Source organism: Neptunicoccus cionae, from assembly GCF_002860325.1.
Lineage (GTDB): Bacteria > Pseudomonadota > Alphaproteobacteria > Rhodobacterales > Rhodobacteraceae > Amylibacter > Amylibacter lutimaris.
Map to the genome: position 1 here is coordinate 34,146 of NZ_PKOJ01000009.1, position 12,978 is coordinate 47,123.

The 12,978-nt window shown below is 59.3% G+C and carries 16 protein-coding genes; 15 read left to right on the forward strand and 1 reads right to left on the reverse strand.

The window, feature by feature from the left end; translation table 11 throughout:
* Positions 1 to 2: 2 nt before the first annotated feature.
* On the reverse strand, positions 3 to 1,625 hold the full coding sequence (locus tag C0U40_RS17880; protein WP_101657177.1) for an RcgA family putative transporter: 1,623 nt from the start codon (positions 1,623 to 1,625) through the stop codon (positions 3 to 5).
* A 142-nt stretch (positions 1,626 to 1,767) separates the two neighbouring features.
* Between C0U40_RS17880 and C0U40_RS17885 the strand changes: the two genes are divergently transcribed.
* The 15 genes from C0U40_RS17885 to C0U40_RS17950 all read left to right on the forward strand — a co-directional run bounded on the left by C0U40_RS17885 (position 1,768) and on the right by C0U40_RS17950 (position 12,978).
* Positions 1,768 to 1,953: a hypothetical protein gene (locus C0U40_RS17885; protein WP_101657178.1), complete on the forward strand. Its 186-nt coding sequence runs from the start codon at positions 1,768 to 1,770 to the stop codon at positions 1,951 to 1,953.
* 536 nt (positions 1,954 to 2,489) lie between these two features.
* A complete protein-coding gene (locus C0U40_RS17890; RefSeq protein ID WP_101657179.1) occupies positions 2,490 to 2,858 on the forward strand; it encodes a hypothetical protein in 369 nt (122 codons plus the stop codon).
* 43 nt (positions 2,859 to 2,901) lie between these two features.
* Entirely contained in the window at positions 2,902 to 3,516 is a 615-nt protein-coding gene (locus C0U40_RS17895; protein WP_101657180.1) for a lytic transglycosylase domain-containing protein, read from the forward strand.
* Positions 3,513 to 3,806, forward strand: a complete 294-nt coding sequence (locus C0U40_RS17900; RefSeq protein ID WP_009503803.1) for a TrbC/VirB2 family protein — start codon at positions 3,513 to 3,515, stop codon at positions 3,804 to 3,806. Before C0U40_RS17895 ends, C0U40_RS17900 begins: the two co-directional genes overlap by 4 nt.
* Entirely contained in the window at positions 3,799 to 4,077 is a 279-nt protein-coding gene (locus C0U40_RS17905; protein WP_101657181.1) for a type IV secretion system protein VirB3, read from the forward strand. Before C0U40_RS17900 ends, C0U40_RS17905 begins: the two co-directional genes overlap by 8 nt.
* Entirely contained in the window at positions 4,067 to 6,442 is a 2,376-nt protein-coding gene (locus C0U40_RS17910; RefSeq protein ID WP_101657182.1) for a type IV secretion system DNA-binding domain-containing protein, read from the forward strand. Before C0U40_RS17905 ends, C0U40_RS17910 begins: the two co-directional genes overlap by 11 nt.
* Positions 6,439 to 6,606 (forward strand): hypothetical protein, encoded by a 168-nt coding sequence (locus C0U40_RS20245; RefSeq protein WP_180957743.1) that lies wholly within the window; start codon positions 6,439 to 6,441, stop codon positions 6,604 to 6,606. The genes C0U40_RS17910 and C0U40_RS20245 overlap by 4 nt, the downstream gene beginning before the upstream one ends.
* Positions 6,596 to 7,750, forward strand: a complete 1,155-nt coding sequence (locus C0U40_RS17915; RefSeq protein WP_286135089.1) for a lytic transglycosylase domain-containing protein — start codon at positions 6,596 to 6,598, stop codon at positions 7,748 to 7,750. The genes C0U40_RS20245 and C0U40_RS17915 overlap by 11 nt, the downstream gene beginning before the upstream one ends.
* The gene (locus C0U40_RS17920) at positions 7,750 to 8,559 is read left to right on the forward strand and encodes a type IV secretion system protein (protein WP_101657262.1); all 810 of its coding nucleotides are present in this window, start codon (positions 7,750 to 7,752) and stop codon (positions 8,557 to 8,559) included. The genes C0U40_RS17915 and C0U40_RS17920 overlap by 1 nt, the downstream gene beginning before the upstream one ends.
* A 111-nt stretch (positions 8,560 to 8,670) precedes the next feature.
* The gene (locus C0U40_RS17925) at positions 8,671 to 9,327 is read left to right on the forward strand and encodes a virB8 family protein (protein ID WP_101657183.1); all 657 of its coding nucleotides are present in this window, start codon (positions 8,671 to 8,673) and stop codon (positions 9,325 to 9,327) included.
* Between the two features lie 2 nt (positions 9,328 to 9,329).
* The gene (locus C0U40_RS17930) at positions 9,330 to 10,025 is read left to right on the forward strand and encodes a TrbG/VirB9 family P-type conjugative transfer protein (protein WP_101657184.1); all 696 of its coding nucleotides are present in this window, start codon (positions 9,330 to 9,332) and stop codon (positions 10,023 to 10,025) included.
* Positions 10,022 to 11,401 (forward strand): TrbI/VirB10 family protein, encoded by a 1,380-nt coding sequence (locus tag C0U40_RS17935; RefSeq protein WP_101657185.1) that lies wholly within the window; start codon positions 10,022 to 10,024, stop codon positions 11,399 to 11,401. Before C0U40_RS17930 ends, C0U40_RS17935 begins: the two co-directional genes overlap by 4 nt.
* A gap of 4 nt (positions 11,402 to 11,405) precedes the next feature.
* On the forward strand, positions 11,406 to 12,392 hold the full coding sequence (locus tag C0U40_RS17940; RefSeq protein ID WP_101657186.1) for an ATPase, T2SS/T4P/T4SS family: 987 nt from the start codon (positions 11,406 to 11,408) through the stop codon (positions 12,390 to 12,392).
* A complete protein-coding gene (locus C0U40_RS17945) occupies positions 12,389 to 12,577 on the forward strand; it encodes a hypothetical protein (RefSeq protein WP_101657187.1) in 189 nt (62 codons plus the stop codon). Before C0U40_RS17940 ends, C0U40_RS17945 begins: the two co-directional genes overlap by 4 nt.
* Positions 12,574 to 12,978 (forward strand): hypothetical protein, encoded by a 405-nt coding sequence (locus C0U40_RS17950; protein ID WP_101657188.1) that lies wholly within the window; start codon positions 12,574 to 12,576, stop codon positions 12,976 to 12,978. Before C0U40_RS17945 ends, C0U40_RS17950 begins: the two co-directional genes overlap by 4 nt.

Below are 12,978 nucleotides of genomic sequence, written 5' to 3' on the forward strand. Positions count from 1 at the left end.
AGTTATTTTCCTTTGCAAGGTGTACGGCGCCATGCTGAAACAGGCATGGCAAAAAGGTAGGCCGAGAAGAGCATTGAAAAAAGCAAGAATATTGTAAATCCGGGTAGAACTCCGGTCAGAAAATAACATGCCACTAGCAGAGCCACGGATCCATTCATCAACACCCACGGCAACAGATACCGGCTTCGCGAATGTAGTTTACTGAGCCGCTCCAAGACCCTCCCTATTACAAATGACGCATTAGCGAATGTTCCCGTAATCGCCAGAAGGCAAAAGAAACTATAATAACTCCCAGGTGCGGTTCCGAAAGATGAATATTCACTCTCGGCAGAGTCTTCGCCGCTGAAAGGCGATAAAAAATCTGCGGCCAGCCAACCAACAATGTCAGTGCTATTGGATTGCAGATAGCTGGACTGAAGTTTCATCAGGATGGTGATGAAAATACCCAAAGAAGCGCAACGGAATATCCCAGTTATCAGTGAAAAACCAATGTGTTCAACCACCGGATTTGAGGCCTCTTTGGGTCGGCCCACAAGACCTTTCACCAGATACACGTAGTCGTGTTTGATCAAGTGGAGGAAAATGAGGCCAGAAAAGAAAACATAAGCTGTGAAACCATTGTACAGAAACACAAGACCTGTGAAAAGAATTGCGCCGTATAAAGATATCAAGTCTGGGCGAAAAATAGCAATTCGCCCCCAATCTACCGCCCAATTGCCTGGATCGCCATTCAGCAACGGGATCAAGTGGGTTGCTACCCAATTGTACCCAGACGCTATAATAACGGTCACAACAAGCGTCGCCCAAAAGGTATAAGAGGCCGCCGTAACTCGCTGATCCCAACTAACCGCAGGAAAGGTCGGGTCAGAAAATTCCTCCATTCTAATTCGCCACTCCTCTTTCCAACAACGCAACACGTCTATCACCAATGCCAAAAACAGGGGCAGAACAGTCAGAAACGTGATTGTCCAATTTGGCGCCCATAAAAATCCAATCTGCTTGGACGGGCCAATTTCTGTCGCAAAAACTATACTGTGAATGTTTAGTGTGAATGAGATCAGCCCAAGTGCGCTGGCGCCTATAAAAACCACGAGCGGTAAAGCCATTGAGCTTTCACCGGTAAATAGGGCTTCAGTTTGTCTCGCTGGATTGACGCGCGCACGCTTCCTTTCAGCGACTGTAGACGGTTCGCCTGCACGGCTTTGGTCCGGCCTCACTTGTTGCAATACATCCGTGTAACTTGATTGTGACGAGATGCTAGATTTTCGTTTTTTCCTTTCGGCGGCGAGTCGCCTATTCGCCAAGCTAAGCTCTACTTGCCATAAGTTCGACGCTTCTGGATCGCCGCATCCAAATATCCGTGCCAGCCAGCGAATATTGTCCGCACTTATCCCTTTGTCATTTTCTTGAAACCAGTGCTGCACAGTCCTTAAGTCGATTCCATTACAGTTTGCATCGATCTTTGAAATTGCATCGGCCAAAAGCTCCGGTGTCCATTGTCCGACTGGAAATCCATCTTTGTCCGCAGGTCGACCGGCACCTGCTGCAGCCATTTGCTGGAACAACCGCTTGAAGTCGCTTTCAGCATCAGGTGGTGTGACAAAATATTTTCCGTTCTTAATCAATACTCTGAACGCCTGCGTTTCGTTTTTATTCGCCGAATTTCACATCGATTCGTGCATTCTTCTCCCTCTAGCTTCAACCTTGAGTGGTACACACGTCAAGTGCTGATAAGTTTTAGGGCACATCACCTCTCCGGAGCAGAATATGGAACGTGCAACACACTGTGATGAAGACCGGCTCGAGGCAAAAGCCATAGGCCGAATTCTTGATCGGCATTCTGGAAAAGTTGTCGGTTGGATTTATGAGTGGAACACCGGCGAAAGGAGCCGAATGTGGATCACCAACTACCGGGGCCGCGTGGTTTATGAAGAAATCACACCCACGCAATAAGTCTCAGTTATAAACTTAGTATCAATCGGTTTCTAATCCATTTTTTCAAACCTAAATGCTTGAACCTTAAAATGTTCAACCTGTAAATTCACCACCAATTGTACAATTCGCCTGTAGTCATGGCTGAACTAGCGTGTTGATTCAAAAAATCATTCACGCCCCTTCTCGAGACATCATTATTTTTCTGATGTCCGTGTGTAGGTTTGAACGTCCCGCCGGATAATATTCGCATGGATCCGAGTTGCTAGCGGATCGCATATAACGAATGGTTGTATGGGTGCGGGGCGCCTCTTCACGCTATCGGCAAGAGTAAGAGAATCGGTATTGCAGGCCAACTGAACCAGCACTCCACTCAGGGGTTTGTATCTGTACTTACTTCCATGATAGACGCAAATGACCTTGTCCAATGTCTGCGTAGCCGCGACAGGGCAGTCTCCGCAAAAATATACCTTGCGGTTAATAGTATATTATCGTAATTTCGGGGTTAAAGTAGAAATCCCCGGGGTTGCGCCATTGGAGAAAGCGTGAGCCGGGCCATGAACTGGGACATCGAAGCACCTAATGTGGTTACGGAAGCCAGGTTCCGCGAACTCGTGGAAAGCGGCTATAGCGCAGAAATCCTGTGCCAGGAGTCGGCACATAAGAAAGGCCCCAGCTATTACGGGGTCTGGATCATGCGCGTTGTCTCTGATGACGGGGTGGAAAAGCTCCTCGTCACCGCCCGCACGCGGACGACCTACAACGATATCAAGATCCGCGAGTTCAAGACGATCTCTGGCGTGGTGTCTTTCTTCATTGGCCTTGGTTTTGCGCATGTCGACCTGCCGCTTGAGGCGGGGACAAGCCGTACGCACAAACTTGCGCCGCCAGACAAAGCCCCAGCAGACAAGGGCGCTGACAACTAACCTCGTCTGCCTCTGGCTGGTCGCAGCACCTGCCTCCGCGCAAATGGTCCTGGTCATGGAGAGCGACGGCTCGCTAACCCCGTCCCGCTCCCAAAGCAGCTTTGCTCGAAACTACAATGACGGGATTGGTCAGGGTTCGGCCTCCGACGGGATCGCGATCTTCGGCGAGGTAGAGGCCGAGCAAGAGGGCGTCCAAGTCGCGGCCCTTGCCCGCCCGACTCCCCTGCCCCGCGACGATGTCCTCTCCGGGATTCAGACCGCGGCCTTGCGCTATGCCAGCCATCCGGGGCTGCGTCGCGCGGGGCTTTCCGTGACGGATTGGCTGGCTCTCTATCAGGCCAATATCGAGGTTGAGAGCACCTACCGGCAGGATGCGATTTCAAGTGCAGGTGCCATTGGCCTTGGTCAATTGATGCCAGCGACGGCGCGTGATCTGGGCGTCGACCCGCGTGATCCGCTGCAGAACCTCGACGGCTCCGCCCGCTACCTCGCGATGATGCTGGAGACGTTCGGCGATCCGCATCTGGCGCTGGCGGCCTACAACGCGGGGCCGGACGCCGTGCACCAACACGGTGGCATTCCCCCTTACCGAGAAACCCAGAACCACGTGGCCCGCGTCATGACTGTCGTGGCCCGATTGGAAGGATCAAATTCATGAAACAGATTTCAAACCTCTTTGTCGCCTCGCTGGCGCTATTCCTGCTGATTGCCGAACCCGCCCTCGCCCAGAGCATTGATCTCTCCCCGATCCAGAGCCTGTTACAGGGCATCGTCGATGCGCTGACCGGCCCACTTGGCGTTGTCATCGCGACGCTTGCCGTTCTCGGGGTCTTTCTCAGCTGGTTCTTCAACATCATCGATCTGCGCCAGGCGCTCTGGGTCCTCGTGGGCATCGCTGGTGTTGCCGCCGCCCCCACCATCGTTGCCGCGGTCTTTGCCGGTGGCTGAGCGCGCGCCTCTCTTTCTCGGCCTCGTGCGCCCGCCGAAGCTTCTGGGCCTGCCCATCATGTACGCGATGGTCTGGCTTTTCGGTTCGGTGCTCTTGTTCGTCTGGGTCCAGCACATCGTGGTGCTGGGCGTGGCCGCCCTTCTTTATCCGGTGCTGTGGAAGGCCGCAGATTGGGACCCGCGTTTCATCGACGTGATGATGACGGCCCTGCAGGAGACACCGCCCACGCGCAACAGGTCCATCCATGGCGGGGACAGCTATGCCCCGTGATGACGCCCGTGATGCTGCGCTCGATGCCCGCACAATGACGCCAGACTGGTATGCGCGCGAGACCCGCCTCGCGCATATGCTGCCCTATGTGAGCCTCGTCGACGACCAGACCGTGCGGACCCGGGTGAACGAAGTCTTCCGCTGTATCCGGCTCGAGGGGATCAACAGCTACACGACGGACGATGCCTATCTCGACAAGGTGACGGCGCTTTTTGCGCGCATCGTCGCGCAACTTGGGCCGGAATTCAGCTATTACGTCCACAAGGTCTCCAAGGCCATCAAACCTGATCTCGACCCCATCCGTGAAGACAGCTTCGCGGGCGAGGTGGACCGGCGCTGGCGCGCCAAGCTCGCAACCAGCGGACTGCGCGACAAGACGCTGACGCTCACCGTCATTCACCGCCCACCCCCCAAAAGCCTCCTGCCGTTCCTCAGCCGCAGCGCGCCGGACCGACTGAAGGAGGAGACCCGCAAACGCCTGCAGCGCTTGGGCGAGGCCGTGAACGTCTTCCTCTCGGGGCTTACCGAGCTCAAGCCGCGCCTGCTGTCAGCCGGATCGGGAGAGCTGGTGGGATTTTTGGGCGCGCTCAACACGGGCACCGAGTTGCCGCTCTACCCGGCCAACACCTACGGCTTTCTGTCCTTCAACGTCGCCAATACCCGCGTGACGTTTCACGGCGACCATTTCGAGCTTTCCGAGGGCGTCGTGGGCCACCGCTACGGCAAGAGCTTCACCATCGGAGAATACTCGGAAGGCACCTCCTGCACCATGTTCGACATGCTGAACCTGCCGGTCGACATGATCGTGACGCACTCCTTCACGCCGATCAATTCGAACCTCATGGCGGGCCGCATCAAGCGGCAAAAGCGCCAGATGCAGGCCAGCCAAGACGCAGCCCTTTCGCTCCTAGAAGCCCTCGACATCGCCGCCGATGATCTCGAGGCCAAGCGCCAAAGCTTCGGCGAGCATCACATGGTCGTGACGCTCTTTTGCGACACGCTCGAAGAACTGCAAACCCTCAGCGCCGAGATCGTGAACGCTGCCGCAACCGAAGGCGTGAAGATGATTGGCGAGCGGGTCGCCGCAAAGGCCCATTACCTCAGCCAGCACCCCGGCAACCAGCCAAAGCGCGTCCGCGCCAGCGCCGTCACCAACCGCAACTTCGCGGATTTTGCGGCCTTCCACCGGACACAGCTCGGCAAACCTGCAGCACTTACCCCCTGGGGCCGGGTCGTCACATATTTGCCCACGCCGGAGCAGAGCGCCTACCGGTTTTCCTATCACGAGCAAGGCTCGCCCGACAAAGAACCGACCAGCGGCCATACCCTGATCATGGGACGACCCGGGTCGGGCAAATCGGTGCTGTCCGCCTTCCTGATGACCCAAGCCCGTCGAGCAGGGGCGCGGATCTTCGTCTTCGATTACCGTCTTGGTATGGAGATGGCGGTCCGCGCCAATGGCGGGCGCTACGCGTCCCTGAACGCCGGCCAGCCCACGGGTCTCAATCCGCTCTGGACCGAGACCGATGCCCGCGGCACCGCCTGGCTCTCGGACTGGCTTGCCACCCTGCTCTACCGCGCCGACAAACCCCTGACCCCGGCGCAGACCAACCGCATCCAGGAAGTGGTGCGCCAGAACGCGCAGGCCACCAATCCGGCCCTGCGGAACTGGCGGGATTTCGCATCGCTTTTTGTGTCCACCGATGATGGCGCCGATCTGCACCAGCGCCTGCTCGAGTGGTCTGAGGACGGCCGCTATGGCTGGATCTTCGGGCAGAGCCTCGAGGACACGTTCTCGCTCAAAGGCGATGTGGTGGGCTTCGATCTGACCGGCATTCTCGACAGCGAGGCCGACAAGGAGCGCATGGCCGTTCTCTCCTATCTTTTCCGCCGGGTCGAACGCGAGATCGAAGACCGCCGCCCCACCATCATCGTGATCGACGAGGCCTGGAAGGCCCTCGATAACGCGTATTTCGCCGAGCGGCTGTCGAATTGGCTCGTGACCGCGCGCAAGCAGAACACGGTCGCGGTGATGATGACGCAATACGCAAGCCAGCTTGAGCGCACCCGGACCGGCAAGACCATCGTCGAGGCGGTGCCGACGCAGATCCTGCTGCCCAATATCCGAGCGCAGCCTGCGGATTACGCCATGCTGAACCTCACGGAGAAGGAGCTCGACGTCCTTCTCAACACGGGCAGCAACAGCCGCCTCGCGCTGATCCGCGACGATCAGGGCTCGATCGTGGTCGATGCCGATCTCAGTGCTCTCGGGCCCAATCTCACCATCCTCGGCGGCATGGAAAAGGGCGAAGCGCTTGTCGGCGCCGATTACCGCGACCGCCCAGACTTCTGGAGGCTTTCATGATCCGTATCCTGTTTCTTCTCACCGCGCTCGGCGCGCTGGCCTCCTGCACCCAGTACCGGGAGCCGCAGGCGAACTGCTTCACATTCCTGGCATCGACAGCCCCTGTCGCGCCTGATTGCCAATTCACGCCCCTTGGCACCCCGGAGGACGACATTGAAGTCTAGCCTGCTTCATATCCTGGCGTTTTGCCTGCTGCCCGGTCTCGGCATCGCCCAAGGCGTGCCGACCAATGACAGTGGGCTGACCGCGCGTGATATCGTCGAGACCGGCGATCGCGAGGCAGACTTGGCTGTTCAGGCCGACAAGCTTGCAGTGCGCGAACTCGTCGCCGAGATCGAACGGGAGCAGCTGGAAACCCTCCGACGCATCCTCGATGCCCAGACCAGCTTCGGCGGTCAGGGATTGCCGGCCATGGTCTCGAGGCTGGAAAGCGGCAGCGGCGATCCCGACCGCGCCGTAGAAGCCGTCTATGGCACGGGCGAGATCGATCCCAATCCCGGCGGTGCGCAGATGTTCGGGGACGCGTCTGAGACCATCGAGCAGCTCATCATCCGCGTCGCCCAGGAAACCAGCGGCTTTGCGGGAGTTGGCCGCGCAGGGCTCTCACCCGTCCAGTGGCGCGCGTTGCTGCAAGCGCTCATCTGGCAGGAAAGCCGTTTCACCATTGGGGCACGGTCTCCCGTCGGCGCCTATGGTCTCACCCAGATCATGCCGGGCACCGCCAGCGATCTGGGCATTAACCCGGCATACTATGACAGCCCTTACCTGCAGGTGCATGGCGGCGCGCGCTATCTCGCGACCCAGCTCAACACATTCGATGGCAATATCATCAACGCGCTCGCGGCCTATAACGCCGGACCAGGCCGGGTTTTCGAGTATGGCGGCGTGCCCCCCTTCCGAGAGACCCAGCACTACATCCAGGTTATCCCGGAGCGCTACAATCTCTATTTGACCCGTATCGGCGGGATCGATGCGCTTGGCACGATCGATCCGGCGCTTCTCGCCAATGCCAACCTCTCGCTCACGGGTCATGGGGCGGCCTTTTATGGCAGCAACTCACCAGCCGCGATCCGCCAAGCCGCCCTGCGCATTTCCGACATCGTCGAACGGATTTCCGAGACGGAAGACGTGCAGGAAAGCATCGCACTCAACACCTATATCCGCGCCGAACTCGTGCGCCTCGTCGCCGCACGCATCCGGCTACAGGCGGCGCGCACCCGCGTCCTTTCAGCCGAAGAGCTGGCCCAGGCCAGCGCCCGCATGGCCGAGGGTGCGTTCATGGATTTTACGATCAGGGAGATTGAATGATGCGACATTTACTCATGAAGACGGCCTTGGCCACGACACTTGGGATTGGCCTGTATCTGGGAGCCCTCTCCCCTGCCCTGGCGCAAGGCGTGCCCGTCGTCGATACCCAGAACATCGCGCAAAACATCCAGCAGCTCCGGCAGATGATCGAAGACGAGATCCTGCAGAACGAGCAGCTGACGCAGCTCCGCGAACAGCTTGCGACACTCACGGAACAACTTGGCGAATTGCAAAGAACTTATGAAGCCCTCACCCGCCTCGCCGAACTGCCGGAAATCATCCGCACCGAAATGGAAGACGAGTTGAACGGCCTGCTCGATCAGGAGTTCGGAGACATCCTCGCAACTATCGAAGCCATCAAGACAGGGGACTTTTCCGGCCTCTCCGGTTCCGGCGCGGGCGAGATCGAAACCCAGATGGACCGGGTCCTGGCCGATCTCGGATTTGACGATGACACCCTCTCGGAAATGGCCACCAGCGGAAATCCCGGAGCCAACCGCGTGGCGACGCAGGCAACAACTGGCGCGCTGGTCTCGGCCGCCGCTCAGAACAGCTATGAAGATGCCGGCCAGTCGCTCGAGCGGGTAGACCGCCTTGTCGGGCTGATTGATGACATGGACGAACTCAAGGAGAGCATTGATCTCAACACGCGCGTCTCGGCGGAACTGGCAATCGCGCTCGTCGCCATGTGGCAGCTCGAAGCTGTGCAGACCGTGGGTGATGGCACCGGCGGCGTGATCGATGCGGCCACCATCGCCGAGGAACAGCGCTTCATGGATTTCACCCTACCCGACCTGCGGGCTGATTAGGGCGTTTCGAAATTGACCCAGAATATCAAATTTCGGTTTTCGCGTTCGAGCGCAGCGAGAGGCAGCGAAGAACCGATGCCGCTTGTTTCGAAACGCCGAGCGGGGGCCTGAATGGTGGCGAGTGAACAGGAAATCATCGAGGAAGAACTGGTCTACGGTGCCCTGCGCCGCGAACGGCTCTGGCAGCGCCTTGGGCTGATCGGTCTCATCTTCGGCATCCTCGGATGCCTGAGCGCGGCGGCTGTCGCGATCCTCGATGTCGATCCGCCGCCTGTGGTCGTGCCTTATGATCCCGCCACCGGCTTTGCCCTGCCCGAGGCCTCGGTGGGCGCGACGTCTGTCACAGCCAACCAGGCGATCATCGAGGCGGAGGTGTTCCGCTACGTGACGGACCGCGAGGTCTACAACCAGCTCGACAATGACCTGCGCATCCGGAGCGTGCTGCGGCGCTCCGACGGGGCTGCCGAGAGCGGACTGCGCCAGATCTGGAACAGCGCCAATGAGAATTACCCGCCGATGGTCTATGGCCCCAATGCTCGGCTCGACGTCGAAATCCTCAGCATCAACCGGATCGGCACAAACCGCGCCACAGTGCGCCTGCGCAAGCGCCTGACGTCCATCAACGGCGTCCAGACCGGTCTTTTCACCGCCACGCTTCTCTTCGAGTTCCGCCCCGAGACCCGCCGCTCCATCGATGAGGTCTGGACCAATCCGTTCGGATTCACAGTGCTCGAATATTCCATCCGCTCCGACAGATTGGAGAATTGACGTTGTTCTTTTTAAGACCGCTTGTTTTTGTCATTGCCCTGTTGCCCGGCCTCGCCTTCGCCGAAGCCATCCCGCGCGGCGGGCCTAATGACAACCGGGTTCGGCTGGCCACCTACCAGGAGGGCCAGGTCTACCGCCTCAACGTCTCGCTCACCCATGTGACCACCATCGAGTTCGGCGAGGGTGAAAGCATCCGCTCGATCATCGCAGGCGACACGGAAGGGTTTGAGATCGATGGCGTCCCGGGCGGTCAGGCCTTCGCGATCAAGCCTGTCGCACGCGGTGTCCATACCAATGTCACGGTCTATACCAACCGCCGCAGCTACTACTTCAACGTCCAGGAGGTCCGCAGCCCGACCTTTTATGTGGTCCAGTTCCGCTACCCCGAGGACAATACACGTCCGACGCGCGCCATCGCTGCGCAAGCGCCGAACTACAATTACGGGGCCAGCGCGCGCACCGAGTTCACCCCGACCCGCGTCTGGGATGACGGAACCTTCACATATTTCGAATTCCCTTGGAACGCGCCCGTGCCCGCGATTTTCCGTTACGCCAATGGCCGCGAGCGGACGGTCAATACGCAAGCCACCGACGACGGTGTGATCCGGGTCTCCGGGGTGAACAGGCAATGGGTGTTGAGGATCGGGGAAGAGGTTGTCTGTATCGAGGCAACACCGCCTGCGGGGGTGGGATCATGAGCGACACCGGAAACGCAGACCTCGAGAAACGCCTCGCCGCGCTCGAACAAGGCAAAGGCGCGAGCTCACCCCCGACCCAACGGCGCTCACCTCTTCTCGCATTGGTCGTCGTCCTCGTGATCGGCGCGGGCGGTGCGTTGCTCTATCTCGTGTCCCAACCCGAAGAAGAGGAAGCCCTGCCCACGGCAACGCCGGACGTGTTCCAGAACGAGGGCGACGGCTTTGGCGCCATCGAAACCCTACCTCCACCAGAGCCCGAAGTGGTTCTGGTCGCACCGGAACCTGTCGAACCAAATGCAGAACTTCTGGCACAGCTTGCAGCCCTTCAGGCCCAGATCGAAGAATTGCGCAATGCGCCCGAACCGGTGGTGGAAGAAGATACGGCAGCCGCCGAAGCCATCGATGCGCTGACCGCCCAGATCGCCGCCCTGCAGTCCGCCTCGGAAGCCGCGCAGCAGCAGTTTCGCGATGAGCTCACAGCGCGGGATCGCAGCCTTGAGCAACTCCGCATGGATCTGGAACTGGCCCAACTCGAGGCCAGCCGACCCCAACCCGCTCCAGCGGGCCCTACGGAGGATGAGCTGCGCGCGCGGGAAGAAGAACGGCTGCGCCGCGAGGAAGAAGCCCGGCGCATGGCCGAGCTGGAGCGCCGCGCCGCGGAGGAACGCGCCTTTCAGGAGCGGCGCATCACCTCGCCCACCATCGCTTTTGGCGGTGCCTCCGGAGCGAATGAAACGGCTCTGACCGAACGCACTTTTGGCGAGGTGACGGATTTCGTGCTGAATGGCGCGTTGCCCACGTCCGTCACGCAGGCTGAGGTCATCGCCAACCCCTCCAACACCATCATCCAGGGCACGATGATCCAGGCCGTGATGGAAACCGCCCTCGACAGCTCCCTGCCCGGCCAGACCCGCGCCGTGGTCTCAGAAGATGTGTTCAGTTTCGATGGTTCCCGCCTCCTGATCCCACGCGGCTCCCGCCTCATCGGGCGCTATCGATCGGGCGTTGATATCGCGCAGCGCCGCGTCACCATCGCCTGGGACCGGATCATCCTGCCCGACAATCAAACCATCCAGATCAGCTCTTTCGGGGGTGACAAGTTGGGCCGCTCCGGCGTCACGGGCTTTGTCGACACCCGTTTTGATGAGCGCTTCGGCTCGGCGGCACTGATCTCGCTGATTTCCGCCGCACCAAGCGCTGCCGCTGCAAACGTCCAGGATGAGACCGCCGCGGATGTGCTCGAAGACGTTGGCGATGATCTTGCCGATGCCACGGACAGCGTGATCGGCGATTACCTCTCCATCGGCCCCGTTATCTATGTCGACCAGGGCGCCCGCGTCACGGTGATGGTCGACCGCGATCTGGAGATATTCTGAGCCCATGTCGCTGAGCTATCTCGAAACCTCGCTCGACCGGATCGACGCCGCCGCCCGCGACGATGTCATCGAGATTTGCATCAACCCAGACGGAACCTGTTGGGGCGAATTCCAGGGTGATCATTTCATGCGGAGGCTCGACAAAAATCTGACCGCAACCGAAGTGAAGGACCTCGGCAACCAGATCGCCTCCTCTGCCAACACCACGATGAGCAAGGACCGCCCCATCGTCTCGGTCTCGATCACCTATAAGAGGCGACCCATCCGAGCTCAGGTGATCACCCCACCTGCCGTGCTCTCGGCCATGTCGATTAGCCTGCGGTTCTTTTCGAGCCTGCCGCTTGAGGGCATCGCGCTCGATTTCCTCTATGGCAAGGAACGCAAACTGGAAGACCTGCGCGTGGAAAAGAAGCGCGCCTTGCGCGCCGTCGTGGCCGCGGGCGTGATCGATGATGCGCTGGCATTTTGCGTCGAGAACAAGCTCAACATGATCGTCTCGGGCGGCACCTCCACCGGCAAGACCGTCGCCGCACGGAAGATCCTTGCCCACGTGCCGGCCGAGGAACGGATAGTCACCATCGAGGAAGCCGCCGAGCTTCTGCCGACCCAGCCCAATGCCGTCACCCTCATCGCCAATCGCGATGCGGAGTTCCAGACCGCCGATGTGCTGCTCACCGCAACGCTGCGTATGCGCCCCGACCGGATCATCCTCGGCGAGGTGCGGGGCAAGGAAGCAATGACGTTCCTCGAGGCCATCAACACCGGCCATGGCGGGTCCATGACCACGCTACATGCCGAAACCCCGCAATTAGCCGTGCAAAGGCTCGCGATCGCGGCACTCAAGACCGAAATCCCGATGACCTATGCCGACATGATCCAGTACATCGAAAATTCCATCGATGTGATCATCCAGGCCGGTCGCCACGACGGCCGACGCGGCATCACAGAATTTTTCCTCCCCGGCGCAACCGAGATTGGAGCTTCACAATGAAGACCTTTGAATATGACATCCTGTTCTTCCAGGTGAAGAAGCAAAAGGACTACGACGCGATGCGAAGTGCCTTAAATGAGCGCGGCGCGGAGGGGTGGGAAGTCATCACCGCCGATGCCGGTGACTACGGCTACACCACGTTCTTGAAGCGCGAGACTGCTGGTACGAAGGCGGCATCAGAATGATGCGAGCCGTTGCAATCGGAAGCGTGCTCGTCGTTCTTGGCGCAACCGCTGGCGTCGCTGAACGGAACCTGATCCCAACGCTCGACAACGAGCCAGATGTTTGTCCCGACCAGCCTCCAGAGCCACAGTGGATGAAAGACATCGATGTACGCGAGTCCCACAAACGGCTGCTGATTCAGCAAATCTACCGGGCACAAAGCATGCAACGCATCGTTGAAGCCCAAAGCTGTGAATGTCCCACGCGGTATCCTTCTTGGGAGGCAACCGAAGGCGTCTTCGTCGAGCATTTCGCCGCATCTGAATACTGGGACATCGTGGAAGCAACGTCAGAATACCGACGGCAGGCAAATGAGATTCGACGCGAAGCCATGCCAATCTGCGAAGCCGCCGGGAACTGGTAG

What these genes read in the sequence shown, in the direction of transcription:
- C0U40_RS17920 (WP_101657262.1), top strand. Translation starts at nt 7,750, where the DNA reads ATGCGACATTTACTCATGAAGACGGCCTTGGCCACGACACTTGGGATT.
- C0U40_RS17910 (WP_101657182.1), top strand. Translation starts at nt 4,067, where the DNA reads ATGCCCCGTGATGACGCCCGTGATGCTGCGCTCGATGCCCGCACAATG.
- C0U40_RS20245 (WP_180957743.1), top strand. Translation starts at nt 6,439, where the DNA reads ATGATCCGTATCCTGTTTCTTCTCACCGCGCTCGGCGCGCTGGCCTCC.
- C0U40_RS17925 (WP_101657183.1), top strand. Translation starts at nt 8,671, where the DNA reads ATGGTGGCGAGTGAACAGGAAATCATCGAGGAAGAACTGGTCTACGGT.
- C0U40_RS17940 (WP_101657186.1), top strand. Translation starts at nt 11,406, where the DNA reads ATGTCGCTGAGCTATCTCGAAACCTCGCTCGACCGGATCGACGCCGCC.
- C0U40_RS17890 (WP_101657179.1), top strand. Translation starts at nt 2,490, where the DNA reads ATGAACTGGGACATCGAAGCACCTAATGTGGTTACGGAAGCCAGGTTC.
- C0U40_RS17885 (WP_101657178.1), top strand. Translation starts at nt 1,768, where the DNA reads ATGGAACGTGCAACACACTGTGATGAAGACCGGCTCGAGGCAAAAGCC.
- C0U40_RS17935 (WP_101657185.1), top strand. Translation starts at nt 10,022, where the DNA reads ATGAGCGACACCGGAAACGCAGACCTCGAGAAACGCCTCGCCGCGCTC.
- C0U40_RS17945 (WP_101657187.1), top strand. Translation starts at nt 12,389, where the DNA reads ATGAAGACCTTTGAATATGACATCCTGTTCTTCCAGGTGAAGAAGCAA.
- C0U40_RS17895 (WP_101657180.1), top strand. Translation starts at nt 2,902, where the DNA reads ATGGTCCTGGTCATGGAGAGCGACGGCTCGCTAACCCCGTCCCGCTCC.
- C0U40_RS17950 (WP_101657188.1), top strand. Translation starts at nt 12,574, where the DNA reads ATGATGCGAGCCGTTGCAATCGGAAGCGTGCTCGTCGTTCTTGGCGCA.
- C0U40_RS17900 (WP_009503803.1), top strand. Translation starts at nt 3,513, where the DNA reads ATGAAACAGATTTCAAACCTCTTTGTCGCCTCGCTGGCGCTATTCCTG.